19 protein-coding genes and 3 tRNA genes are annotated in these 24,150 nt (G+C 61.9%); 14 read left to right on the forward strand and 8 right to left on the reverse strand.

Annotation, left to right across the window (positions count from 1 at the left end; all coding sequences use genetic code 11):
• Positions 1–31 precede the first annotated feature (31 nt).
• A complete protein-coding gene (locus QZ497_RS16500) occupies positions 32–439 on the reverse strand; it encodes a heme-binding protein (protein ID WP_295476864.1) in 408 nt (135 codons plus the stop codon).
• 252 nt (positions 440–691) lie between these two features.
• Here QZ497_RS16500 and hppD point away from each other — a divergent pair, with 252 nt between their 5' ends.
• Genes hppD through fahA form a run of 3 tightly spaced genes read left to right on the forward strand, consistent with a single transcriptional unit; the run spans position 692 to position 4,425 of the window.
• The gene (hppD, locus tag QZ497_RS16505; RefSeq protein WP_295476866.1) at positions 692–1,768 is read left to right on the forward strand and encodes a 4-hydroxyphenylpyruvate dioxygenase; all 1,077 of its coding nucleotides are present in this window, start codon (positions 692–694) and stop codon (positions 1,766–1,768) included.
• A 54-nt stretch (positions 1,769–1,822) separates the two neighbouring features.
• Positions 1,823–3,133 (forward strand): homogentisate 1,2-dioxygenase, encoded by a 1,311-nt coding sequence (hmgA, locus tag QZ497_RS16510; protein ID WP_295476868.1) that lies wholly within the window; start codon positions 1,823–1,825, stop codon positions 3,131–3,133.
• Complete coding sequence (fahA, locus tag QZ497_RS16515; RefSeq protein ID WP_295476870.1) at positions 3,130–4,425, forward strand: fumarylacetoacetase; 1,296 nt, start codon at positions 3,130–3,132, stop codon at positions 4,423–4,425. The genes hmgA and fahA overlap by 4 nt, the downstream gene beginning before the upstream one ends.
• A 10-nt stretch (positions 4,426–4,435) precedes the next feature.
• On the opposite strand, the gene QZ497_RS16520 is transcribed toward fahA, so the two are convergent.
• Together QZ497_RS16520 and QZ497_RS16525 are read right to left on the reverse strand one after the other, a co-directional pair.
• Positions 4,436–5,188: a UDP-2,3-diacylglucosamine diphosphatase gene (locus tag QZ497_RS16520; protein WP_295476872.1), complete on the reverse strand. Its 753-nt coding sequence runs from the start codon at positions 5,186–5,188 to the stop codon at positions 4,436–4,438.
• Positions 5,185–5,688 carry a peptidylprolyl isomerase gene (locus QZ497_RS16525; protein ID WP_295476874.1) on the reverse strand — a complete coding sequence of 168 codons (504 nt, stop codon included), beginning with the start codon at positions 5,686–5,688 and terminating at the stop codon, positions 5,185–5,187. The genes QZ497_RS16520 and QZ497_RS16525 overlap by 4 nt, the downstream gene beginning before the upstream one ends.
• A gap of 218 nt (positions 5,689–5,906) precedes the next feature.
• Between QZ497_RS16525 and QZ497_RS16530 the strand changes: the two genes are divergently transcribed.
• Entirely contained in the window at positions 5,907–7,601 is a 1,695-nt protein-coding gene (locus QZ497_RS16530) for a glutamine--tRNA ligase/YqeY domain fusion protein (protein WP_295476876.1), read from the forward strand.
• Between the two features lie 34 nt (positions 7,602–7,635).
• Positions 7,636–9,018, forward strand: coding sequence for a cysteine--tRNA ligase (cysS, locus tag QZ497_RS16535; RefSeq protein ID WP_295476878.1), 1,383 nt, complete (start codon positions 7,636–7,638; stop codon positions 9,016–9,018).
• Positions 9,019–9,076: 58 nt separating this feature from the next.
• Here the strand turns inward: cysS and folD are convergent, their stop codons facing one another.
• Positions 9,077–9,931, reverse strand: coding sequence for a bifunctional methylenetetrahydrofolate dehydrogenase/methenyltetrahydrofolate cyclohydrolase FolD (folD, locus tag QZ497_RS16540; protein WP_295476880.1), 855 nt, complete (start codon positions 9,929–9,931; stop codon positions 9,077–9,079).
• 298 nt (positions 9,932–10,229) lie between these two features.
• On the opposite strand from folD, the gene QZ497_RS16545 reads away from it, so the two are divergent.
• The 9 genes from QZ497_RS16545 to QZ497_RS16585 all read left to right on the forward strand — a co-directional run bounded on the left by QZ497_RS16545 (position 10,230) and on the right by QZ497_RS16585 (position 19,470).
• Positions 10,230–10,306, forward strand: a tRNA-Arg gene (locus QZ497_RS16545).
• A 36-nt stretch (positions 10,307–10,342) separates the two neighbouring features.
• Positions 10,343–10,418, forward strand: a tRNA-His gene (locus QZ497_RS16550).
• A gap of 57 nt (positions 10,419–10,475) precedes the next feature.
• Positions 10,476–10,560 (forward strand) — tRNA-Leu (locus tag QZ497_RS16555).
• Between the two features lie 369 nt (positions 10,561–10,929).
• Positions 10,930–12,240, forward strand: coding sequence for a trigger factor (gene tig, locus QZ497_RS16560; protein ID WP_295476883.1), 1,311 nt, complete (start codon positions 10,930–10,932; stop codon positions 12,238–12,240).
• Positions 12,241–12,332: 92 nt separating this feature from the next.
• The gene (gene clpP / locus QZ497_RS16565; protein ID WP_295476885.1) at positions 12,333–12,974 is read left to right on the forward strand and encodes an ATP-dependent Clp endopeptidase proteolytic subunit ClpP; all 642 of its coding nucleotides are present in this window, start codon (positions 12,333–12,335) and stop codon (positions 12,972–12,974) included.
• A 105-nt stretch (positions 12,975–13,079) separates the two neighbouring features.
• A complete protein-coding gene (clpX, locus tag QZ497_RS16570; RefSeq protein WP_295476887.1) occupies positions 13,080–14,363 on the forward strand; it encodes an ATP-dependent Clp protease ATP-binding subunit ClpX in 1,284 nt (427 codons plus the stop codon).
• A 231-nt stretch (positions 14,364–14,594) separates the two neighbouring features.
• Positions 14,595–16,991, forward strand: coding sequence for an endopeptidase La (gene lon / locus QZ497_RS16575; RefSeq protein WP_295476889.1), 2,397 nt, complete (start codon positions 14,595–14,597; stop codon positions 16,989–16,991).
• A gap of 146 nt (positions 16,992–17,137) precedes the next feature.
• The gene (locus QZ497_RS16580) at positions 17,138–17,410 is read left to right on the forward strand and encodes an HU family DNA-binding protein (protein WP_045489741.1); all 273 of its coding nucleotides are present in this window, start codon (positions 17,138–17,140) and stop codon (positions 17,408–17,410) included.
• A 176-nt stretch (positions 17,411–17,586) separates the two neighbouring features.
• Positions 17,587–19,470, forward strand: a complete 1,884-nt coding sequence (locus tag QZ497_RS16585; RefSeq protein WP_295476892.1) for a SurA N-terminal domain-containing protein — start codon at positions 17,587–17,589, stop codon at positions 19,468–19,470.
• Positions 19,471–19,629: 159 nt separating this feature from the next.
• Here QZ497_RS16585 and fabI read toward each other — a convergent pair whose 3' ends face one another.
• The 4 genes from fabI to QZ497_RS16605 are packed head-to-tail and all read right to left on the reverse strand — an operon-like array spanning position 19,630 to position 24,149.
• Entirely contained in the window at positions 19,630–20,424 is a 795-nt protein-coding gene (gene fabI, locus QZ497_RS16590; RefSeq protein ID WP_295476894.1) for an enoyl-ACP reductase FabI, read from the reverse strand.
• Positions 20,425–20,442: 18 nt separating this feature from the next.
• On the reverse strand, positions 20,443–22,053 hold the full coding sequence (locus tag QZ497_RS16595) for an ABC transporter ATP-binding protein (protein ID WP_295476896.1): 1,611 nt from the start codon (positions 22,051–22,053) through the stop codon (positions 20,443–20,445).
• Position 22,054: 1 nt separating this feature from the next.
• A complete protein-coding gene (locus QZ497_RS16600) occupies positions 22,055–23,074 on the reverse strand; it encodes an ABC transporter permease (protein ID WP_295476898.1) in 1,020 nt (339 codons plus the stop codon).
• 1 nt (position 23,075) lies between these two features.
• On the reverse strand, positions 23,076–24,149 hold the full coding sequence (locus QZ497_RS16605) for a microcin C ABC transporter permease YejB (protein ID WP_295476900.1): 1,074 nt from the start codon (positions 24,147–24,149) through the stop codon (positions 23,076–23,078).
• Position 24,150: the final 1 nt, after the last annotated feature.

Raw genomic sequence — 24,150 nt, forward strand, 5'->3', positions numbered from 1 at the left:
ACAGCCTGGCTGCGGTGCGCGTCAGGGCCTGTCAGTCGGTGTTCAGCGCGGCGATACCCACCTTGGCGACCTGCGCGTCCTGGTCTGAACGCACCCCGGACACCCCCACGGCGGCGATCACCTGGCCATCGACGATCACTGGCACGCCGCCTTCCAGCGAGGTGAGCAGCGGGGCGCTGAGGAAGGCGGTGCGGCCGCCGTTGACCATTTCTTCGTAACCCTTGGACTCGCGACGGCCGAGTGCCGACGTGCGGGCCTTTTCCATGCTGATGTAGCTGCTGATCGGGCTGGCACCGTCCAGGCGTTCGAAGGCCAGCAGGTGGCCGCCGTCATCGACGATGGCGATGGACACCGCCCAGGCGTTGGCCAGGGCTTCCTGCCGGGCGGCAGCGAGGATCTGACTGGTTTCGGTCTGGGTCAGCACGGCTTTGCTTTTCATGCGGGGTCCTTGTTTCGGCGGGGGTAGAAGGCCGGGGGAGCGCCTCCGGGTCTGGCAGCATAGCGGCTGGGCCAGCATTTTTCATGCACGCCCGGACAAGCCGGGCTAGTCTGGAGGCATGAAGACAGGTGCCTTGCAGTTGCTCATCGGGGATTTTCTCGCGCGTAGCGTGCGCGGGATTTCCTGTGCGCCGCCGCTGGAAAGCTGATTCCGGTTACCCGCCGTTCTCACTTTCCTGCAAGGAGCCAGACCATGGCTGATCTGTACGACAACCCGATGGGGCTGATGGGCTTCGAATTCATCGAGCTTGCCGCTCCCACTCCAGGCGTGCTCGAGCCGGTGCTGCACTGCCTGGGCTTCACCCAGGTGGCCACCCACCGCTCCAAGGCCGTGACCCTGTATCGCCAGGGTGACATCAACCTGATCGTCAACCACGAACCCCACAGCCTGGCCTGGTACTTCGCCGCCGAGCACGGCCCGTCGGTGTGTGGCATGGCGTTCCGCGTCAAGGATGCCCACCATGCCTACCGGCGCGCCCTGGAACTGGGCGCTCAGCCGCTGGAAATTCCCACTGGCCCGATGGAACTGCGCCTGCCGGCGATCCGTGGAATCGGCGGGGCGCCGCTGTACCTCATCGACCGCTTCGGCGAGGGCACGTCCATCTACGACATCGACTTCAACTTCATCGAAGGGGTCGACCGCCACCCGGTCGGCGCCGGGCTGAAGTTCATCGACCACCTCACTCACAACGTGTACCGCGGGCGCATGGCCTACTGGGCCGGTTTCTACGAGAAACTGTTCAACTTCCGCGAACTGCGCTACTTCGACATCAAGGGCGAGTACACCGGCCTGACCTCCCGGGCCATGACCGCTCCGGATGGCCTGATCCGCATTCCGCTGAACGAGGAGTCTTCCCGAGGCGCCGGGCAGATCGAAGAGTTCCTCATGCAGTTCAACGGCGAAGGCATCCAGCACGTCGCGTTCTTTACCGACGACCTGCTGCGCACCTGGGACGCCCTCAAGGCGCTGGGCATGCGCTTCATGTCGCCACCGCCGGACACCTACTACGAAATGCTCGAAGAGCGCCTGCCGGGGCATGGCGAGCCGGCCGATGAGCTCAAGGCGCGCGGCATTCTTCTCGATGGCTCCAGCGAGGGCGGGCAGCGCCGCCTGCTATTGCAGATATTCTCCGAGACGCTGTTGGGGCCGGTGTTCTTCGAATTCATCCAGCGCAAAGGCGACGAGGGCTTCGGCGAAGGCAACTTCAAGGCACTGTTCGAGTCCATCGAGCGCGACCAGATCCGCCGGGGCGTGCTGGCTCAGGACTGAACGCGGTCCGCATGTTGGAACCACCACAATAACAATGCTTTCCAGGAGGCCCGCATGCCTGCGGCTACCGATGTCCCTGCCGTGCCGGACTACCAGTCGGGATTCGGCAATCATTTCACCAGCGAGGCTTTGCCAGGCGCCGTTGCGCGACTGCAGAATTCGCCCCAGCGCCACCCGCTGGGCCTGTACGCCGAGCAGTTGTCCGGCACCGCGTTCACCGTGCCGCGCAGCGAAGCGCGACGTACCTGGATGTATCGCATTCTGCCGTCGGCGGCGCATGGCCGCTTCGAGCTGCTGAAGCGCCAACTGCGTGGCCAGGAAGATGGCCCGGCCGACCCCAACCGCCTGCGCTGGAGCCCACTGCCGATGCCCAGCGAATCCGTCGACCTGCTCGACGGGTTGGTGGCCATGGCACGCACGGCGCCCGCCACACAGGCCGAAGGCGTGACGGTTTACCTATATGCCGCCAACCGCAGCATGGACAGGGCATTCTTCGATGCCGACGGTGAGTGGCTGCTGGTGCCGCAGCAAGGGCGCTTGCGCATCATCACCGAACTGGGCGTGCTGGAAGCCGCGCCCTGGCAGATTGTGCTGTTGCCCAGAGGGCTGAAGTTTCGCATCGAGCTGCCCGACGGCAGCGCTCGCGGTTACCTCTGCGAAAACCACGGCAGCCCGCTGCGTCTGCCGGATCTCGGCCCCATCGGCAGCAATGGTCTGGCCAGTCCGCGTGATTTCCTCGCGCCCTGCGCCTGGTTCGAGGACAGCCAGCAACCCATGCAACTGGTGCAGAAGTTCATGGGCCAGCTGTGGGCCACCGAGCTGGATCACTCGCCGTTCGATGTGGTGGGCTGGCATGGCAATCTGGTGCCCTACCTGTACGACCTGCGGCGTTTCAACACCTTGGGTACGGTGAGCTTCGATCATCCGGATCCGTCGATCTTCACGGTTCTGACCTCGCCGGGCAGCGTGACGGGGCAGGCGAATGTGGACTTCGTGATCTTTCCACCCCGCTGGATGGTGGCGGAACACACCTTTCGCCCGCCATGGTTCCACCGCAACCTGATGAACGAGTTCATGGGCCTGATCGAAGGGGTCTACGATGCCAAGGCCGACGGCTTCCTGCCCGGCGGTGCGTCCCTGCACAACCGCATGAGCGCCCATGGGCCGGACAACGCCACGGTGCAGGCGGCCATGGCCGCGCACCTGCAGCCGCACAAGATCGACGGTACCCTGGCCTTCATGTTCGAGACCGGGCAGGTGCTACGGCCCACCGGCGAGGCGCTGCAGTGCCCGCAGCGGCAGATGGACTACGACCGTTGCTGGGAGGGCATGGCCCGTACCTTCAAACCGGAGGCCGCTTCATGAACGCAGCATCCTGCCGCCTGAGTTGGGTGGAGTCGGCCAACGGTCATCCGGACTTTCCCTTGCAGAACCTGCCCCTGGGCATCTTCAGTCACGGTGACGACAGGCGCCGGGGCGGCGTGGCGATCGGTGACTGGGTCCTCGACCTGCAAGCGGTACTCGCCGCCGGTCTGTTCGCCGGCCTGGCAGGTCAGGCCGCCGAGGCCGCCGCAGGCGAATCGCTCAATGCCTATTTCGCCCTGGGGGCCGATGCGCACCAGGCCTTGCGCACTGCACTCATGCAATTGCTGGACGAGGCCAGCCCGCAGCGTTCCAGGCTGGAGCCGCTGTTGCTGCCAATGAGCCAGTGCCGGATGCATCTGCCAGCCCGGGTCGGCGACTACACCGACTTCTATGCCGGTATCCATCACGCCCTGAACGTCGGTCGGCTGTTTCGCCCCGACAACCCGTTGCTGCCCAACTACAAGTACCTGCCGGTCGCCTACCATGGCCGCGCTTCGACCCTCTGCGTGTCCGGCACCGAGGTGCGGCGGCCCTGTGGTCAGTTGCCCAACGGCGAAGGCCAGGCGCCGCTGTTCGGCCCCTCGCGACGCCTGGATTTCGAACTGGAGGCGGGTGTCTGGATCGGCCCTGGCAATGCCACCGGCCAGCCCATTGCGCTGGCCGAGGCCGGCCGACACATCGCCGGGCTGTGCCTGCTCAACGATTGGTCGGCGCGTGATATCCAGGCCTGGGAGTACCAGCCGCTGGGGCCGTTTCTGTCGAAAAGCTTCACCACCAGCCTGTCGCCCTGGGTGGTCAGCCCGCAGGCGCTGGAGCCCTTCCGGCGCCCACAGCCGTCCCGCCCTGAGGGCGACCCGCCACTGCTGGCGTACCTTGACGACCCGGCGGACCAGCGCACGGGAGCACTGGATATCGAACTGGAGGTGCTGCTGCACACCGAACGGATGCGCCGCGATGGGCTGGCCGCGCAGCGCGTTGCACTGAGCAATACCCTGTACATGTACTGGACGCTGGCGCAGATGGTCGCGCATCACTCGGTAAACGGTTGCAGCCTGCGGCCTGGCGACCTGTTCGGCACCGGTACGCTGTCCGGGCCACAGGTGGGCCAGCATGGCAGCCTGCTGGAGATGACCCAGGGCGGCAAGGTGCCGCTGGTGCTGGGCAATGGCGAGCAACGGCTGTTTCTCGAACACGGCGATGAGGTGATCTTGCGCGCGCGCTGTCGCGCACCGGGAGTGGTATCGATCGGCTTTGGTGAGTGTCGCGGGCGGGTCGTGGACAGCCTGCCGTGAGCCAGCGCGGCTATTGGCAGGCGAGACGCAGCGGGGTTTGGGTGCTGAAGTCCAGGGTGTGCAGGGCAAATTCCTGGCCATCGGCCTGCAGGACCCAACCCTGGCGATCCCAGTCGCCCAGCACGATGCGCTGGCCGGTGTGCTCGTCGATCTGCAGCTTGTGGATCGCCGGGCGGTGAGTGTGGCCGTGGATCAGCGTACGGACCCCGAAGGCACGCATGATGCGTGGCACTTCCTCGGGCGTGACATCGACGATGTCATTGGCCTTCATGCGCGTTTTGGCCTGGCTTTCGTTGCGCAGCCGGCGGGCCAGCTTCTGGCGGGTCTTGAGTGGCAGGTGACGGAGGATGAACAGGCTCAGCGGGTTGCGCAGCAGGCGACGCATCTTCTGGTAGCCGACGTCGCGGGTGCACAGGCTGTCGCCGTGCATCAGCAGCACGGGCTGGCCATTGAGGGCCACCACCGTGGGGTCATTGAGCAGGGTGCAGCCGGCGGCCTTGCAGAATCGTCGGCCGATCATGAAGTCGCGGTTGCCGTGCATCAGGAAGATCCGCGTGCCGGCGTCGCTGAGCTGGCGCAGTGCTGCACAGATCGACGCCTGGAAGGGCGACATGGCATCGTCGCCTATCCAGACTTCGAAGAAATCCCCGAGGATATACAGTGCCTGGGCCTGGCGAGCCGGGCCGGCCAGCAGATCCAGAAACGCCCGGGTGATGTCCGGGCGCTCTTCTTCCAGATGCAGATCGGAGATCAGCAGAATCACTCAACGGTCTCGGCTTTTTCGATGATCACGTCATCGACCGGTACGTCCTGGTGGCCGGCCTTGCTGGTGGTGGCCACGCCTTTGATCTTGTCGACGACGTCCTGGCCTTCGATCACTTCACCGAATACCGCGTAGCCCCAGCCCTGGGTGGTCTTGCCGGTGTGGTTGAGGAAGCTGTTGTCGGCCACGTTGATGAAGAACTGTGCCGAGGCCGAATGCGGGTCCATGGTACGGGCCATGGCGATGCTGTACTTCTTGTTCGGCAGGCCGTTGTCGGCTTCGTTCTGGATGCTTGGGCGCTTGTCTTTCTTCTCTTTCATGCCAGGTTCGAAACCGCCGCCCTGGATCATGAAGTTGCCGATGACGCGGTGGAAGATGACATTGCTGTAGTGACCGGCACTCACGTATTCCAGGAAGTTCGCTACGGTCAGCGGCGCCTTTTCGGCGTTGAGCTGCAGGACGATCTCGCCGTGGTTGGTGGTCAGTTTCACTTTGGACATAAAAAGTCGCTCTCTTGGTGTATGCATGGACAGGTGCGATTCCACCCTGACGCGCAGTTTAACGTGCTGGTTACATATTTCAGGGTTTTTAATGCGCATCGATCCTTGTACGTCGTGTTTTCGCACTGCCTGTTGTCAGGGGCTTGACAGCATCGGCTATGATAGACGCTTTGATTTGCCGGCCCCTCCTGGCCGTGCGCCTGAAGTCCAAGGATCCTATGAGCAAGCCCACCCCCGAGTCCGCCGCGAACGCCAAGGCAGCCCCTGTCGCTCCCACCAATTTCCTGCGCCCGATCGTGCAGGCCGACCTGGATTCGGGCAAGCACAGTCAGATCGTGACGCGTTTCCCGCCAGAGCCCAATGGTTACCTGCACATCGGCCATGCCAAGTCGATCTGCGTGAACTTCGGTCTGGCCCAGGAATTCGGCGGCGTGACCCACCTGCGCTTCGATGACACCAACCCGGCCAAGGAAGACCAGGAGTACATCGATGCCATCATGAGCGACGTCAAGTGGCTGGGCTTCGAGTGGGCTGGCGAAGTTCGCTATGCGTCGCAGTACTTCGACCAGTTGCACGACTGGGCGGTGGAGCTGATCAAGGCCGGCAAGGCCTATGTCGATGACCTGACCCCTGAGCAGGCCCGCGAATACCGCGGCACCCTGACCGAGCCGGGACGCAACAGCCCGTTTCGCGAGCGCAGCGTCGAAGAGAACCTTGACCTGTTCGCGCGCATGAAGGCCGGTGAGTTCGAGGATGGCGCCCGGGTATTGCGCGCCAAGATCGACATGGCCTCGCCGAACATGAACCTGCGCGACCCGATCCTCTACCGCATCCGCCATGCCCACCACCACCAGACCGGTGACAAGTGGTGCATCTACCCCAACTACGACTTCACCCACGGGCAGTCGGATGCCATCGAAGGCATCACTCATTCGATCTGCACCCTGGAATTCGAAGGCCATCGTCCGCTGTACGACTGGTTCCTGAACAACCTGCCGGTGCCGTGCAAGCCACGTCAGTACGAATTCTCGCGCCTGAACCTCAGCTACACCGTGACCAGCAAGCGCAAGCTCAAGCAACTGGTGGACGAGAAGCACGTCAACGGCTGGGACGACCCGCGCATGTCGACGCTCTCGGGCTTCCGCCGCCGCGGCTACACGCCGGCGTCGATCCGCAACTTCTGCGAGATGATCGGCACCAACCGTTCCGACGGTGTGGTCGACTTCGCCATGCTCGAATTCAGTATCCGTGACGATCTGGACCGCAACGCACCGCGTGCCATGTGCGTGCTGCGCCCGCTCAAGGTGGTGATCACCAACTACCCCGAGGGGCAGGTCGAGACGCTGGAGCTGCCGCGTCACCCCAAGGAAGACATGGGCATGCGCGAGCTGCCGTTTTCCCGTGAGCTGTACATCGACCGTGACGACTACATGGAAGAGCCGCCCAAGGGCTACAAGCGCCTGGAACCCAACGGCGAAGTGCGCCTGCGCGGCAGCTATGTGATCCGCGCCGACGAGGCGATCAAGGACGCCGACGGCAATATCGTCGAGCTGCGCTGCTCCTACGACCCTGACACCCTGGGCAAGAACCCCGAGGGTCGCAAGGTCAAGGGCGTGATCCACTGGGTGCCGGCCGCCGAGAGCGTCGAGTGCGAAGTCCGCCTCTATGACCGTCTGTTCCGCTCCCCGACGCCAGAAAAGGCCGAGGAGGGCGCAAGCTTCCTGGACAACATCAATCCCGACTCCCTGCAAGTGCTGACCGGTTGTCGTGCCGAACCTTCGCTCGCCCAGGCGCAGCCGGAGGATCGTTTCCAGTTCGAGCGCGAAGGCTATTTCTGCGCCGACATCAAGGATTCGAAACCGGGCCGTCCCGTCTTCAACCGTACCGTGACGCTCCGCGACTCCTGGAACTGAGGTACGGCTTTACGCCACTTGAGGTAGGAACAACGTGCTTTCGATCTACAACACGCTCACCAAGAGCAAAGAAGTCTTCAAGCCGCTGGATGGCAACAAGGTGCGCATGTATGTCTGCGGTATGACCGTGTACGACTACTGCCACCTCGGGCATGGCCGTAGCATGGTGGCCTTCGACCTGGTCACCCGCTGGCTGCGTTTCAGCGGCTACGACCTGACCTATGTGCGCAACATCACCGACATCGACGACAAGATCATCCGTCGGGCGCGTGACAATGGCGAGGCGTTCGACCAGTTGACCGAGCGCATGATTGCCGCGATGCACGAGGACGAGGCGCGCCTGAATATCCTCAAACCGGACATGGAGCCGCGTGCCACCGACCATATTCCCGGCATGCACGCGATGATCCAGACCCTGATCGACAAGGGCTTCGCCTACGCCCCAGGCAACGGCGACGTGTACTACCGGGTCGGCAAATTCCAGGGCTACGGCAAGCTGTCGCGCAAGAAGATCGAAGACCTGCGTATCGGTGCGCGGATCGAGGTCGACGAATCCAAGGAAGATCCGCTGGACTTCGTGCTCTGGAAGGGCGCCAAGCCGGGCGAGCCGAGTTGGGATTCGCCCTGGGGCGCGGGTCGGCCGGGCTGGCATATCGAATGCTCGGTGATGTCGACCTGCTGCCTGGGCGAGACCTTCGACATTCACGGTGGTGGCAGCGACCTGGAGTTTCCGCACCACGAGAACGAGATCGCGCAGAGCGAGGCGGCGACCGGCAAGACCTACGCCAATGCCTGGATGCACTGCGGGATGATCCGTATCAATGGCGAAAAGATGTCCAAGTCGTTGAACAACTTCTTCACCATCCGCGACGTGCTGGAAAAATACCACCCCGAGGTGGTGCGCTACCTCCTGGTATCCAGCCACTACCGCAGCGCCATCAACTATTCCGAAGACAGCCTGCGCGAGTCCAAGGGTGCGCTGGAGCGTTTCTATCACGCTCTCAAAGGATTACCGAGTGCCGAGCCGGCTGGCGGCGAAGCCTTCGTCGAGCGCTTCAAGGCGGCGATGGACGACGACTTCGGTACTCCCGAGGCCTGTGCCGTGCTGTTCGACCTGGTGCGTGAGATCAACCGCCTGCGTGATAGCGATCCGGCTGCGGCGGCGGGGCTGGCGGCGCGCCTGAAGCAGCTGGCCAGCGTACTGGGTGTGCTGCAGCTGGATGCCGACGAGTTCCTGCGTGCCGGTGCCGAAGGCAAGGTGGATGCGACGCAGGTGGAAGCGCTGATCCAGGCACGCCTGACAGCACGTGCAGAGAAGAACTGGGCCGAGTCGGACCGTATCCGCGACCAGCTGACGGCCATGGGCGTGGTGCTGGAAGATGGCAAGGGCGGTACGACTTGGCGTCTGGCTGACTGACGCAGCGCCATGAACGAAAAACGGCACCCGAAGGTGCCGTTTTTTATGCCTGTAACACTCAGCCGTGCAGGGTTTCCGCCGCGTACAGAGTGTTCTCCAGCAGGCAGGCGCGGGTCATCGGGCCGACGCCGCCGGGTACCGGAGTGATCCAGCCGGCGCGGGGCAGGGCGGTCTCGTAGACCACGTCGCCGACCAGCTTGCCATCTTCCTGGCGGTTGATGCCGACGTCGATGACGATGGCACCTGGCTTGATCCACTCGCCCTTGACCAGGCCTGGCTTGCCGGCGGCCACCACCACCAGGTCGGCTCGCGCCACGTGGCTGGCCAGGTCCTGGGTGAAGCGGTGGGTCACGGTCACGGTGCAGCCGCCGAGCAGCAGTTCCATGGCCATCGGCCGACCAACGATGTTCGACGCACCTACCACCACGGCATCCAGGCCATAGAGATCGACACCGGTGCTTTCCAGCAGGGTCATGATGCCCTTTGGCGTGCAGGGGCGCAGCAGTGGGATGCGCTGTGCCAGGCGGCCGATGTTATAAGGATGGAAGCCATCGACGTCCTTGTCCGGGCGGATGCGCTCGAGCAGCAGCGAAGCGTCCAGGTGGGCGGGCAACGGCAACTGAAGCAGAATGCCGTCGACCGCAGCGTCGTCGTTCAGACGGTCGATCAGGTCGCTCAGCTCGGCCTGGCTGGTGCTGGCGGGCAGGTCATAAGCCTGGGAGAGGAAGCCTACTTCTTCACAGTCCTTGCGCTTGTGCGAGACGTAGACCTGGGAGGCGGGATCGCTGCCCACCAGGATCACCGCAAGGCCCGGCGTGCGCAGGCCCTGCTGGCGGCGTTCGGCGACACGTTGGGCGATCTGCTGGCGCAGGCCGGCGGCGATCGCTTTGCCGTCGATTAGTTTTGCAGTCATGACGGGTGATTAACCATCGTAGGGGAAAAAATGAGCGCGCATTCTCTCACGCCATCGCGTCAGGGCAAAGGCGCTCGGCTGGCATATTCAGCTAACTCCTTTATCTGACTGAATTTTTTTTAAAAAAGAGTTGACGGGTCTCAGGGGCGTCTATAAGATTCGTCGCACTTGTCGGGCAGAGCCCAGCGCTGATGAAGATCGGAACTGGTTAATGCTGGTCAGATCGGTCAAGTTAGATGCTGGACCGAGATGGCTTGAAGCCTTTAATTTGTCGTCGTTCAAGATGCAGATTATATAAGTGCCCGTAGCTCAGCTGGATAGAGCATCCGCCTTCTAAGCGGATGGTCGCAGGTTCGAGTCCTGCCGGGTGCGCCATATAAAGGCAGCTTTGGCACAAGTAAATGCAATATGGTGGGCGTAGCTCAGTTGGTAGAGCACAGGATTGTGACTCCTGTTGTCGTGGGTTCGATCCCCATCGTCCACCCCATATTCAGAAAAGGCGCCAGATCAAATGGTCTGGCGCCTTTGCTTTAAGACCGGTCGCGCGGAAGTGGCGAAATTGGTAGACGCACTGGATTTAGGTTCCAGCGCCGCGAGGCGTAAGAGTTCGAGTCTCTTCTTCCGCACCACGATACATGCAGTCCGGAATCCTACTGGGTTCTGCCTGCAAGCAAACTAAGTCGCCCTGGAGCGGCTTTTTTTGTTTCAAGAGAAGGGTTTCTGCTTCCCGTGCCGATGCCGTCGGTCACGGAGGGTGGGCCATCCGATGGAATCGATGGTGCCCGGGTGTCGTTGCCCCCTTTGCCATGGGGGCCGAGGTAGACAGGTTGCCGGGGGAGGTGGCCGCTATTTGGCTTTTCCTGCCTGGCAACCGGTTTCGATCCTCTCCAATTGCCCTTTTTCACTAGGGTGACTTCTTGAGTTCGACCCACTAGAATGCATGCCCTTGATTCTGGGGTCGGAAACGCCGGCTAACGTCTGTGCAACGAGGAATATCCATGCAAGTTTCTGTTGAAAACACTTCTGCTCTCGAGCGTCGCATGACCATTGGCGTGCCTGCCGAGCGCGTCGAGACCGAAGTCAACAAGCGTCTGCAACAGACTGCACGCAGGGCCAAGATCCCGGGCTTCCGCCCAGGCAAGGTGCCAATGAGCGTGATCCGTCAGCGCTTCGAAGATGGCGCTCGCCAGGAAGCGCTGGGCGACCTGATCCAGGCCACCTTCTATGAGGCTGTCGTCGAGCAGAAGCTGAACCCGGCGGGTGCGCCTTCCGTAGAGCCCAAGTCCTTCGAGAAGGGCAAGGACCTGGAGTACGTCGCCACTTTCGAGGTTTTCCCCGAGTTCACCGTGTCGGGCTTCGATTCCATCGCCGTAGAGCGCCTGTCGGCTGAAGTCGCTGACAGCGACCTGGACAACATGCTGGACATCCTGCGCAAGCAGAACGTCCGTTTTGAAGAAGTCGAGCGCGCTGCGCAGAACGACGATCAGGTCAACATCGACTTCGTCGGCAAGATCGACGGCGAAGCCTTCGCCGGCGGTTCGGCCAACGGTACCCAGCTGGTTCTGGGTTCCGGCCGCATGATCCCAGGTTTCGAAGACGGCCTGGTAGGCGCCAAGGCTGGTGAAGAGCGCGTTCTGAACGTGACCTTCCCAGAGGACTATCAGAACCTCGAGCTGGCCGGCAAGGCTGCCGAGTTCACCGTCAAGGTCAACAGCGTTTCCGAGCCCAAGCTGCCTGAACTGAACGAAGAGTTCTTCAAGCTGTTCGGTATCAAGGAAACCGGTCTGGAAGGCTTCCGCGCCGAAGTTCGCAAGAACATGGAGCGCGAGCTGCGTCAGGCGATCAAGTCCAAGGTCAAGAACCAGGTCATGGACGGTCTGCTGGCCGCCAACCCGATCGAAGTGCCAAAGGCGCTGCTGGACAACGAAGTCAACCGTCTGCGCGTGCAGGCCGTTCAGCAGTTCGGCGGCAACATCAAGCCGGACCAACTGCCAGCCGAGCTGTTCGAAGAGCAGGCCAAGCGCCGCGTCGAGCTGGGCCTGATCGTTGCTGAAGTGGTCAAGCAGTTCGACCTCAAGCCTGACGAAGCCCGCGTACAGGAAATGATCCAGGAAATGGCTTCGGCCTACCAGGAGCCAGAGCAGGTCGTCGCCTGGTACCAGAAGAACGAACAGCAGATGAACGAAGTTCGTTCGGTTGTGCTGGAAGAGCAAGTTGTAGATACTGTTTTGCAGAAAGCTAGCGTGACCGACAAAGCGGTCTCCTACGAAGAAGCGGTCAAGCCGGTGGAAGCTCCAAAAGCCGACTGATTTCTCTCTTTCGTGCGAACACACTCACAAGCCAGCCTTCGCGCTGGCTTGTGCGTATTCAAGACTCGACTATTTGGGAGTGAATGCAGGACATGTCCCGCAATTCTTATTTTCAGCACAACTCTGACATCCAGGCCGCTGGCGGCCTGGTCCCGATGGTTATCGAGCAGTCCGCCCGTGGCGAGCGTGCATATGACATCTACTCGCGCCTTCTGAAGGAGCGGGTGATCTTTATGGTCGGGCCGGTCGAAGACTACATGGCCAACCTGATCGCTGCTCAGCTGCTGTTCCTGGAAGCGGAAAACCCGGACAAGGATATCCATCTGTACATCAACTCCCCTGGCGGGTCGGTGACTGCGGGCATGTCGATCTACGACACCATGCAGTTCATCAAGCCGGACGTGTCGACCATCTGCATCGGCCAGGCCTGCAGCATGGGCGCCTTCCTGCTCGCCGGTGGTGCCAAGGGCAAGCGTCACTGCCTGCCGAACTCGCGGATGATGATTCACCAGCCCCTGGGCGGTTTCCAGGGCCAGGCGTCGGACATCGATATCCACGCCCGCGAGATCCTGCACATTCGTCACCGCCTGAACACCCTGCTGGCCGAGCACACCGGTCAGAGCCTGGAAACCATCGAGCGCGACACCGAGCGCGACAACTTCATGAGTGCGGAGCGCGCAGCCGAATACGGCCTGATCGACTCCGTCATCACCAAGCGTGAAATGCCTGCCTGAGCAGCATGGGATGCGGGCGGTCCGGGAACTGACCGCCTGCGGACTTGAAAAAGCCCGCAAGAGCCTTCATCTTGTGTTGCAAGCCTATCGGATTGGATCGATCGAATGACTGACACCCGCAACGGCGAGGACAACGGTAAATTGCTCTATTGCTCCTTCTGCGGCAAAAGCCAGCATGAAGTGCGCAAATTGATTGCCGGCCCCTCGGTCTTCATCTGCGACGAGTGCGTCGACCTGTGCAATGACATCATCCGTGAGGAGGTGCAGGAAGCCCAGGCCGAGAGCAGCGCGCATAAACTGCCTTCGCCTAAAGAAATCAGCGGTATCCTCGACCAGTACGTGATTGGTCAGGAGCGAGCCAAGAAGGTGCTCGCGGTAGCGGTTTACAACCACTACAAGCGTCTGAACCAGCGCGACAAGAAGAACGACGACGTCGAACTGGGCAAGAGCAACATCCTGCTGATCGGGCCTACCGGCTCGGGCAAGACCCTGCTCGCCGAAACCCTGGCACGCCTGCTGAACGTGCCGTTCACCATTGCCGACGCCACCACCCTGACCGAAGCCGGTTATGTGGGCGAGGACGTGGAGAACATTATTCAGAAGCTGTTGCAGAAATGTGATTACGACGTAGAAAAGGCCCAGATGGGCATTGTCTATATCGACGAAATCGACAAGATCTCGCGCAAATCCGACAACCCTTCGATCACTCGCGATGTCTCCGGCGAAGGCGTTCAGCAGGCCCTGCTGAAGCTCATCGAAGGCACGGTTGCATCGGTTCCGCCGCAAGGTGGCCGCAAGCATCCGCAACAGGAGTTCCTGCAGGTCGACACCCGCAACATCCTGTTCATCTGCGGTGGCGCTTTCTCGGGTCTGGAAAAAGTCATCCAGAACCGCTCGACCCGTGGCGGCATCGGCTTCAATGCCGAAGTGCGCAGCAAGGAAGAGGGCAAGAAAGTGGGCGAGTCGCTGCGTGAGGTCGAGCCGGACGATCTGGTCAAGTTCGGCCTGATTCCCGAGTTCGTCGGCCGTCTGCCTGTACTGGCGACCTTGGACGAGCTGGATGAAGCGGCGCTGATCCAGATCCTCACCGAGCCTAAGAACGCCTTGACCAAGCAATACGGCAAGCTGTTCGAAATGGAGGGTGTGGACCTCGAGTTCCGTACCGATGCACTCAAGGCCGTGGCTCGCCGCGCCCTGGAGCGCAAGACCGGTGCTCGTGGCCTGCGTTCGATTCTCGAAGGCGTACTGCTCGACACCATGTACGAAATTCCGTCGCAGACCGACGTGAGCAAGGTGGTGATCGACGAGAGTGTCATCGAAGGTTCGTCCAAGCCGCTGCTCATCTATGAGAACAGTGAGCCAACCGCCAAGGCGGCACCCGACGCCTGAGTCGGGTGGGTAAGTACCTGTGCGTCGACGCGAAGGGGCCTGCTTGGCCCCTTTCGCTTTTCAGAAGTGCCCGTTCGTGGCATCTGCTTCAGCAAGCCGGCCCGGTAAATTAAACCGTTACTATTACCGGAACGAGACACCAAGGCTTGTATTTTTGCGGCGCAGCCCCCATCTTGGTTTCAAGCTCATTCCATCTGTCCACGGCCGTCTGGCCGCTGTAGAGGCGAAATCATGAAAGCCACCATCGAACTGCCTCTCTTGCCATTGCGTGATGTTGTGGTCTATCCGCACATGGTCATCCCGCTGTTCGTGGGGCGCGAGAAGTCCATCGAAGCCCTTGAGGCGGCGATGACGGGTGACAAACAGATCCTTCTGCTCGCGCAGAGAAATCCGGCGGACGACGACCCGGGCGAAAAGGCCCTGTATGGTGTCGGCACCGTCGCAACCGTCCTGCAACTGCTCAAGCTGCCCGATGGCACCGTCAAGGTGTTGGTCGAGGGCGAGCAGCGCGGCAGCGTCGAGCGATTCATGGAAGTCGACGGTCATTGTCGTGCCGAAGTGGCACTGATCGACGAGGTCGAAGCGCCAGACCGCGAGTCCGAAGTCTTCGTCCGTAGCCTGCTGTCACAATTCGAGCAGTACGTCCAATTGGGCAAGAAAGTGCCCTCCGAAGTCCTGTCTTCGCTCAATAGCATCGAAGAGCCTGGCCGCCTGGTCGACACCATGGCTGCGCACATGGCGCTGAAGATCGAACAGAAGCAGGAAATCCTCGAAATCATCGACCTGTCTGCGCGTGTCGAGCACGTGCTGGCGCTGCTGGATGCCGAGATCGACCTGCTGCAGGTCGAAAAGCGCATCCGTGGGCGAGTCAAGAAACAGATGGAGCGCAGTCAGCGCGAGTACTACCTGAATGAGCAGATGAAGGCCATTCAGAAGGAACTCGGCGATGGCGACGAAGGCCACAACGAGATCGAAGAGCTGAAGAAGCGCATCGATGCCGCCGGCCTGCCCAAGGACGCCCTGGCCAAGGCCACGGCCGAGCTGAACAAACTCAAGCAGATGTCGCCGATGTCTGCCGAGGCCACTGTGGTGCGCTCCTACATCGACTGGCTGGTCCAGGTGCCGTGGAAGGCCCAGAGCAAGGTCCGCCTTGACCTGGCCCGCGCCGAAGAAATCCTCGACTCCGATCACTATGGCCTGGAAGAGGTCAAGGAACGGATTCTCGAATACCTCGCCGTGCAGAAACGGGTCAAGAAAATCCGTGGCCCTGTGCTGTGCCTGGTCGGCCCTCCCGGCGTCGGCAAGACCTCGCTGGCCGAGTCCATTGCCAGTGCCACCAACCGCAAGTTCGTACGCATGGCCCTGGGGGGCGTGCGTGACGAAGCCGAGATCCGTGGCCACCGCCGCACCTACATCGGCTCGATGCCGGGCCGGTTGATCCAGAAGATGACCAAGGTCGGTGTGCGCAACCCGCTGTTCCTGCTCGACGAAATCGACAAGATGGGCAGCGACATGCGTGGCGACCCGGCGTCGGCGCTGCTGGAGGTCCTCGACCCCGAGCAGAACCACAACTTCAACGACCATTACCTAGAAGTCGACTACGACCTCTCGGACGTGATGTTCCTGTGCACCTCCAACTCGATGAACATCCCGCCGGCGCTGCTCGACCGTATGGAAGTCATCCGTCTGCCGGGCTACACCGAGGACGAAAAGATCAACATCGCGGTCAAGTACCTGTCGCCCAAGCAGACCCAGGCCAACGGCCTGAAGAAGGGCGAACTGGAATTCGACGAGAAGGCTATCCGCGACATCATCCGCTACTACACCCGTGAAGCCGGTGTGCGTGGCCTGGAGCGGCAGATCGCCAAGGTGTGCCGCAAGGTGGTCAAGGAGCACGCCAAGGACAAGAAATTCGCCATCAAGGTCACTGCCGACAACCTCGAGCATTACCTGGGCGTGCGCAAGTTCCGCTACGGCCTGGCCGAGCAACAGGACCAGATCGGCCAGGTCACCGGCCTGGCCTGGACCCAGGTGGGCGGCGAGCTGCTGACCATCGAGTCGGCCGTGGTTCCTGGCAAGGGCCAATTGATCAAGACCGGTTCGCTGGGCGATGTGATGGTCGAGTCGATCACTGCAGCGCAGACCGTGGTGCGCAGCCGCGCGCGCAGCCTGGGCATCGCTTCGGACTTCCACGAGAAGCACGACACGCATATCCACATGCCTGAAGGGGCGACCCCCAAGGATGGTCCGAGTGCCGGTATCGGCATGTGCACCGCCCTGGTTTCGGCGCTCACGCAGATTCCGGTACGTGCCGATGTGGCCATGACGGGTGAGATCACCTTGCGAGGTCAGGTGCTGGCCATCGGTGGCCTGAAGGAGAAATTACTGGCCGCTCATCGTGGCGGAATCAAGACAGTAATCATCCCTGAAGAAAATGTACGGGATTTGAAGGAAATTCCTGACAACATCAAGCAAGACTTGCAGATCAAACCCGTTAAATGGATTGACGAGGTCCTGCAAATTGCGCTGCAATACGCCCCTGAGCCCTTGCCGGATGTGGCTCCGGACAGAGTGGCGAAGGATGAAAAACGCGAGTCTGACTCTAAGGAAAGAATTAGCACGCATTAAGTCTGAATGGGCTTTCTTGACAGCTTTTTGGGCCGCTTGTTATAAAGCGGCTCTTTAAGGCAAGCCATAGCCGTCCATTCAGCGCTCGTTTTGCTTAACACCAAAAACTTAGAAACATACTCCATATAGAGATAAGGGGACTTAGAGTGAACAAGTCGGAACTGATTGATGCTATCGCTGCATCTGCTGATATCCCGAAAGCTGCTGCTGGCCGCGCGCTGGACGCAGTGATCGAATCCGTCACTGGCGCTCTGAAGGCTGGCGACTCGGTTGTGTTGGTTGGCTTTGGTACGTTCTCCGTTACTGACCGTCCTGCTCGCGTAGGTCGTAACCCACAGACTGGCAAGACCCTGGAAATCCCTGCCGCCAAGAAGCCAGTATTCAAGGCTGGCAAGGCTCTGAAAGAAGCAGTCAACTAAGCTTCTCTTCGGCCTTGGCGCGCCGGTTCGCGTCAGACGCGAGCCGGTAGCGGAAGGTTCGAGACCTTCCGCTCCGCGATTTACGGGAAGGCGCATCCTCTGATGCGCCTTTCTTCTATCCGCTATCTACCCACGCTCCGCGGTTGGTTCGTGAGTTCAACCGTTCTGGGGGACGCATGCTGCAGAACATCAGGGACAATTCACAAGGCTGGATTGCCAAGACAATTATCGGGATCATCGTTGCGCTGATGGCCCTGACGGGCATCGAAGCGATGTTCACCCACAATGGCAGCAAGCAGAATGCTGCCGAGGTGAACGGCGAAGAGGTGACCCAGAACGAACTGAGCCAGGCGGTCGACATGCAACGTCGCCAGTTGGCCCAGCAACTGGTCCAGCAACTGGGTCGGGACTTCGATCCCGCGCTGCTGGACGAGAAGCTGCTGCGTGAGTCGGCGCTCAAGGGCCTGATCGATCGCAAGCTGCTGCTTCAGGCTGCTGCCGACGACAAGTTCGCTTTCTCCGAGCAGGCGATCGACCAGCAACTGCTGGCCACACCTGAATTCCAGGTCGACGGCAAGTTCAATGCCGATCGCTTCGACCAGGTCATCCGTCAGCTGGGCTATAACCGCCTGCAATTCCGGCAGATGCTGACCCAGGAAATGCTCATCGCCCAGACTCGTGCCGGTATTGCGGGCAGTGCATTCGTCACTGACGCTCAGGTCGAGGCATTCGCCCGCCTGGAGAAGCAGACCCGTGATTCCGCGACCTTGACCATTCCCGCCAGCACCGCAGGCGTGTCGGTCAGCGACGATGAAGTCAAGGCCCACTACGATCAGCACGCCAAGGAGTTCATGAGCCCCGAGGAAGTGGTGCTGGACTACGTGGAACTGAAGAAGTCGTCGTTCTTCGACAAGGTCCAGGTCAAGGACGCCGACCTGCAGGCAGCGTACGAGCACGAAATCGCCAACCTCACCGAGCAGCGTCGCGCCGCGCATATCCTCATCGAGGTGAACGACAAGGTCAGCGATCAGCAGGCCAAGGCCAAGCTGGAAGAAGTCCAGCAGCGTCTGGCCAAGGGCGAGGACTTCGCCAAGCTGGCCAAGGAGTTTTCCCAGGACCCAGGCTCCTCGGCCAAAGGTGGTGACCTGGGCTATGCCGGTAAGGGTGTCTACGACCCGGCGTTCGAAACCGCGCTGTACTCGTTGAACAAGGACCAGGTCTCGCAGCCGGTACGCAGCGATTACGGCTGGCACCTGATCAAGCTGCTCGGCGTCGAAGCACCCTCGGTGCCCAGCTTCGCCAGTCTCAAGGACAAGCTGACCGCCGACCTCAAGTCGCAGCAGGTCGAGCAGAAGTTCGTCGAGGCCACCAAACAGCTGCAGGACTCGGCTTTCGAATCGTCCGATCTGGCCCAGCCAGCCCAGGAGCTCGGTTTGAAGGTGCAGACCACCGCGCCATTCGGGCGTGAAGGTGGCGAAGGCCTGACGGCCAACCGTTCGGTGATCCAGGCCGCGTTCAGCCCTGAAGTGCTGGAAGAGGGCGCCAACAGCAGCACCCTGGAACTGGACCCTGACACGGTCGTCGTGGTGCGTGTGAAAGAGCACCGCCAGCCAGAGCAGCTGCCGCTGGAGCAGGTCGCTGCTGCGATTCGCACCCAACTGGTCAAAGACAAGGCCAGTGCTGCGGCCAAGGACAAGGGTGAGAAGCTGCTCGCCGGCCTGCGCGATGGCAGCGTGCCGCTGGCCGCTCGTCAGGATGGCGTCGAGTGGAAGGTGCTGGAGGCGGTCAGCCGCGGCCAGGACGGCGTCGATCCAGCGGTGCTGCAGACCCTGTTCCGCATGCCCAAGCCGGCTGGCAAGGACAAGCCCGAGTACGCCAGCCTGAGCGCGCGCGACGGCAGCTTCGTGATCGTGCGCCTGAAGGGTGTCAACGAGGCCGCTGCACCGAGCGATGAGGAGAAGGCGCAGTATCGTCGCTTCCTGGCTTCGCGTGCCGGGCAGCAGGACTTCGCGGCTTACCGTGCGGAGCTTGAGCACAAGGCCAAGATCGAGAAGTACTGAGAACCGCTACAAACCGTAAGCTAAAAGTGGAAAGCTGATCGCGTTGCCTGAAAGACTTTCTCCCGGCAACGCGATCCACTTACAGCTAATGGCTTGAAGCCAAAAAAAAGGCCGTCCCCTGGGGGCGGCCTTTTTTTTGCGTCTGGAAAAAGCCTGGGCTTATTCCTCGATGCTACCCATCGCGGTGGTGTTGAAGCCGCCGTCGACGTACATGATTTCACCGCTGATACCCGAAGCCAGGTCGGAGCACAGGAAGGCGGCAGCGTTGCCGACTTCTTCGATGGTCACGTTGCGGCGCAGTGGGGTCTGGGCCTCGTTGGCGGAGAGCATCTTGCGGAAGTTCTTGATACCGGAAGCCGCCAGGGTACGGATCGGACCGGCCGATACGGCGTTGACGCGGGTGCCTTCCGGGCCGAGGCTGCCGGCCAGGTAACGTACACCGGCTTCCAGGCTGGCCTTGGCCATGCCCATCACGTTGTAGTTCGGCATGGTGCGCTCGGCGCCCAGGTACGACAGGGTCAGCAGGCTGCCGTTGCGGCCTTTCATCATGTCGCGACCGGCCTTGGCCAGGGCTACGAAGCTGTAGGCGCTGATGTCGTGGGCGATGCGGAAACCGTCGCGGGTGGTGGCGTCGGTGAAGTCGCCGTCGAGCTGGTCGCCCGGTGCGTAGCCTACCGAGTGGACGATCACGTCCAGGCCGTCCCACTTCTTGCTCAGCGCTTCGAAGACCTTGGCGATTTCTTCATCGCTGGCCACGTCGCAAGGGAAGCACAGCTCCGGGCTCGAACCCCAGCCTGCCGCGAACTCTTCGACACGGCCCTTGAGCTTGTCGTTCTGATAGGTGAAGGCAAGCTCAGCACCCTCGCGGTGCATGGCGGCAGCGATGCCGGATGCGATGGACAGTTTACTGGCGACACCGACGATCAGGACGCGCTTACCGGCGAGAAAACCCATGTGTTGTTCCTCTTCAGGTTAATCGACAGCCACTGGTGCCATGAAGGCGGCTTCCAGCAGCTGCTGTGTGTAAGGATGTTGCGGTGCGGCGAAAACAGCCTCCGCCGCACCCTGTTCGACCACTTTGCCTTGCTTGATCACCATCAACTGGTGACTCAGCGCCTTGACGACAGCCAGGTCATGGCTGATGAACAGATACGTCAGGTTGTACTTGGCTTGCAGCGAGCGTAGCAGCTCGACTACCTGGCGCTGTACCGTCCGGTCGAGCGCCGAAGTGGGCTCGTCCAGCAGAATCAGCGCCGGCTTCAACACCAGCGCTCGGGCGATGGCGATACGTTGCCGTTGTCCCCCGGAAAACTCGTGAGGGTAACGATGCCGGGTTTCCGGGTCCAGGCCTACTTCCTCGAGCGCCGCGATAATCGCGGCCTGTTGCTCGGCCGGGGTGCCGATGCCATGGATGCGCAGGCCTTCACCGACGATCTCCGCCACCGACATGCGCGGGCTGAGACTGCCGAACGGATCCTGGAATACCACCTGCATCTGCCGACGCAGCGGGCGCACCTGCTGCTGCCCCAGGCCTTGCAGCGACTGCCCCTGGAAGCGGATCTCGCCCTGGCTGCTCAGCAGACGCAAAATCGCCAGGCCCAAGGTCGACTTGCCCGACCCGCTTTCACCGACGATACCCAGCGTCTGCCCGCGGGGCAGGCTGAAGTCTACGCCATCCACCGCCCTGACGTGGTCGACCGTGCGCTTGAACAGGCCCTTTTTGATCGGGAACCACACGCGCAGGTCTTGCACCTCCAGCAAGGCCGGGCCTGGCGGGTTGCCCGCAGGGGCGCCACTGGGCTCGGCGTTGATCAGCATCCGCGTGTACGGATGCCGGGGCGAACGGAACAATTCATCGCACGATGCCTGTTCGACGATGGAACCGCGCTGCATGACACATACGCGATGCGCGATTTGCCGGACCACGTTCAAATCATGGCTGATCAGCAGCAGAGCCATGCCCAGGCGGGCCTGCAGTTGCTTGAGCAGTTCGAGGATCTTCAGCTGTACGGTGACGTCCAGCGCGGTGGTCGGTTCGTCGGCGATCAGCAGCTCCGGCTCGTTGGCCAGGGCCATGGCGATCATCACCCGCTGCCGCTGGCCGCCGGAGAGCTCATGGGGCAGGGCCTTGAGGCGCTTGCGCGGCTCGGGGATACCCACCAGCTCCAGCAGTTCCAGCGTGCGCGCAGTGGCCGCCTGGCCGCTCAGGCCCTTGTGCAGGGCCAGCACTTCGTTGATCTGCTTTTCCACGCTGTGCAGCGGGTTGAGCGAGGTCATCGGCTCCTGGAAGATCATCGCGATGCGATTGCCGCGCAGGCTGCGCATGCGTCGTTCATTGAGATGCAGCAGGTCTTCGCCGGCATAGCGGATGGTGCCGTGCGGGTGGCTGGCCAAAGGGTAGGGCAGCAAGCGCAGGATCGAATGCGCGGTCACCGACTTGCCGGAGCCGCTTTCTCCTACCAGGGCCAGTGTTTCGCCACGGCGGATATCGAAACTCACACCCTCGACCACCCGCTGACGCTTGTCGCCGCTGACGAACTCGACCGCCAGATCGCGGATTTCGATCAGATTGTCCTGGTTCATGTCATTTCCTTGGGTCGAAGGCGTCGCGCGCCGCTTCACCGATGAACACCAGCAGGCTCAGCATGATCGCCAGTACCGCGAAGGCACTGATGCCCAGCCAGGGCGCCTGCAGGTTGGCCTTGCCCTGGGCGACCAGCTCGCCCAGCGAGGGGGCGCCGGCCGGCAGGCCGAAGCCGAGGAAGTCCAGGGCGGTGAGGGTGCCGATGGCGCCGGTGAGGATAAACGGCATGAAGGTCAGGGTCGAGATCATGGCGTTGGGCAGAATGTGGCGGAACATGATCTCGCCGTTGCGCATGCCCAGTGCCCGGGCGGCGCGCACATATTCCAGGTTGCGGCCACGCAGGAACTCGGCACGCACCACGTCCACCAGGCTCATCCACGAGAACAGCAGCATGATGCCCAGCAGCCACCAGAAGTTGGGCTGAACGAAACTGGCCAGGATGATCAGCAGGTACAGCACCGGCAGCCCGGACCATACCTCCAGGAAGCGCTGGCCGAGCAGGTCGACCCAGCCTCCATAGAAGCCTTGCAGGGCGCCGGCGACGACGCCGATCACCGAACTGAGCAGGGTCAGGGTCAGGGCGAACAGTACCGAGATGCGAAAGCCGTAGATGACCCTGGCCAGCACGTCGCGGCCCTGGTCGTCGGTGCCCAGCAGGTTGTCCCGGGACGGCGGGGCGGGGGCCGGGACCTTCAGGTCGTAGTTGATGCTCTGGTAACTGAAGGGAATGGGCGCCCACAGCACCCAGCCGTTCTTGGCCGCCAGCAGGTCCTGGATATACGGGCTCTTGTAGTTGGCTTCCAGCGGGAATTCGCCGCCGAAGGTGGTTTCCGGGTAGCGCTCGAACACCGGGACGTACCACTGGCCGTCGTAGCGCAGGGCCAGAGGCTTGTCGTTGGCGATCAGCTCCGCGCCCAGGCTGAGCACGAACAGCACCAGAAAGATCCACAGCGACCACCAGCCTCGGCGGTTGGCCTTGAAGCGCTCGAAGCGGCGGCGGTTGATTGGAGACAGCGTCATATCAATGCTCCCTGCTTTCGAAGTCGATACGCGGGTCGACCAGGGTGTAGGTCAGGTCGCCGATCAGTTTCACCACCAGGCCCAGCAGGGTGAAGATGAACAGGGTGCCGAACACCACCGGGTAGTCGCGGTTGATGGCCGATTCGAAGCTCATCAGGCCCAGGCCGTCCAGGGAGAAGATCACCTCCACCAGCAGCGAGCCGGTGAAGAAGATGCCAATGAACGCCGAAGGGAAGCCGGCGATCACCAGCAGCATGGCGTTGCGGAACACATGGCCGTACAGCACGCGGTTGTTCGACAGGCCCTTGGCCTTGGCGGTGATCACGTACTGCTTGCTGATCTCGTCGAGGAAGCTGTTCTTGGTCAGCAGGGTCAGGGTGGCGAAGTTGCCGATCACCAGGGCGGTGATCGGCAGCACCAGGTGCCAGAAATAGTCCAGCAGCTTGCCGGTAGTGCTCAGCTCGTCGAAGTTGTTCGAGGTCAGGCCGCGCAGCGGAAACCAGTCGAAGTAGCTGCCGCCGGCGAACAGCACGATCAGCAGGATGGCGAACAGGAAGGCCGGAATGGCATAACCGACGATGATCGCCGAGCTGGTCCAGACGTCGAACTGGCTGCCATGCCGGGTGGCCTTGGCGATGCCCAGTGGAATGGACACCAGGTACATGATCAGGGTGCTCCACAACCCCAGAGAGATGGAAACCGGCATCTTCTCCATGATCAGGTCGGTGACCTTGGCATCACGGAAGAAGCTGGTGCCGAAGTCCAGCTGCGCATAGTTCTTGATCATGATCCACAGGCGTTCTGGAGCGGGCTTGTCGAAGCCGTACATACGCTCGATTTCCTGCACCAGCGCCGGGTCCAGGCCCTGCGCACCCCGGTAGCTGGAGCCGGCCACGCCGACCTCCGAGCCACCGCCGGCGATGCGGCTGGTGGCGCCGTCGAAGCCTTCGAGCTTGGCGATCGTCTGTTCCACCGGGCCGCCGGGCGCAGCCTGGATGATGATGAAGTTGATGATGAGGATGCCGAACAGGGTCGGAATGATCAGCAGCAGGCGCCGCAGGATGTAGGCCAGCATC

This window comes from uncultured Pseudomonas sp. (assembly GCF_913777995.1).
GTDB lineage: Bacteria > Pseudomonadota > Gammaproteobacteria > Pseudomonadales > Pseudomonadaceae > Aquipseudomonas.

Bases quoted from the DNA above. Each gene is read 5' to 3' on its own strand.
- QZ497_RS16605 (WP_295476900.1), bottom strand. From the start codon at position 24,149: ATGCTGGCCTACATCCTGCGGCGCCTGCTGCTGATCATTCCGACCCTG.
- fahA (WP_295476870.1), top strand. From the start codon at position 3,130: ATGAACGCAGCATCCTGCCGCCTGAGTTGGGTGGAGTCGGCCAACGGT.
- QZ497_RS16530 (WP_295476876.1), top strand. From the start codon at position 5,907: ATGAGCAAGCCCACCCCCGAGTCCGCCGCGAACGCCAAGGCAGCCCCT.
- QZ497_RS16525 (WP_295476874.1), bottom strand. From the start codon at position 5,688: ATGTCCAAAGTGAAACTGACCACCAACCACGGCGAGATCGTCCTGCAG.
- QZ497_RS16585 (WP_295476892.1), top strand. From the start codon at position 17,587: ATGCTGCAGAACATCAGGGACAATTCACAAGGCTGGATTGCCAAGACA.
- clpX (WP_295476887.1), top strand. From the start codon at position 13,080: ATGACTGACACCCGCAACGGCGAGGACAACGGTAAATTGCTCTATTGC.
- folD (WP_295476880.1), bottom strand. From the start codon at position 9,931: ATGACTGCAAAACTAATCGACGGCAAAGCGATCGCCGCCGGCCTGCGC.
- hmgA (WP_295476868.1), top strand. From the start codon at position 1,823: ATGCCTGCGGCTACCGATGTCCCTGCCGTGCCGGACTACCAGTCGGGA.
- tig (WP_295476883.1), top strand. From the start codon at position 10,930: ATGCAAGTTTCTGTTGAAAACACTTCTGCTCTCGAGCGTCGCATGACC.
- clpP (WP_295476885.1), top strand. From the start codon at position 12,333: ATGTCCCGCAATTCTTATTTTCAGCACAACTCTGACATCCAGGCCGCT.
- fabI (WP_295476894.1), bottom strand. From the start codon at position 20,424: ATGGGTTTTCTCGCCGGTAAGCGCGTCCTGATCGTCGGTGTCGCCAGT.
- QZ497_RS16595 (WP_295476896.1), bottom strand. From the start codon at position 22,053: ATGAACCAGGACAATCTGATCGAAATCCGCGATCTGGCGGTCGAGTTC.
- lon (WP_295476889.1), top strand. From the start codon at position 14,595: ATGAAAGCCACCATCGAACTGCCTCTCTTGCCATTGCGTGATGTTGTG.
- QZ497_RS16600 (WP_295476898.1), bottom strand. From the start codon at position 23,074: ATGACGCTGTCTCCAATCAACCGCCGCCGCTTCGAGCGCTTCAAGGCC.
- QZ497_RS16500 (WP_295476864.1), bottom strand. From the start codon at position 439: ATGAAAAGCAAAGCCGTGCTGACCCAGACCGAAACCAGTCAGATCCTC.
- hppD (WP_295476866.1), top strand. From the start codon at position 692: ATGGCTGATCTGTACGACAACCCGATGGGGCTGATGGGCTTCGAATTC.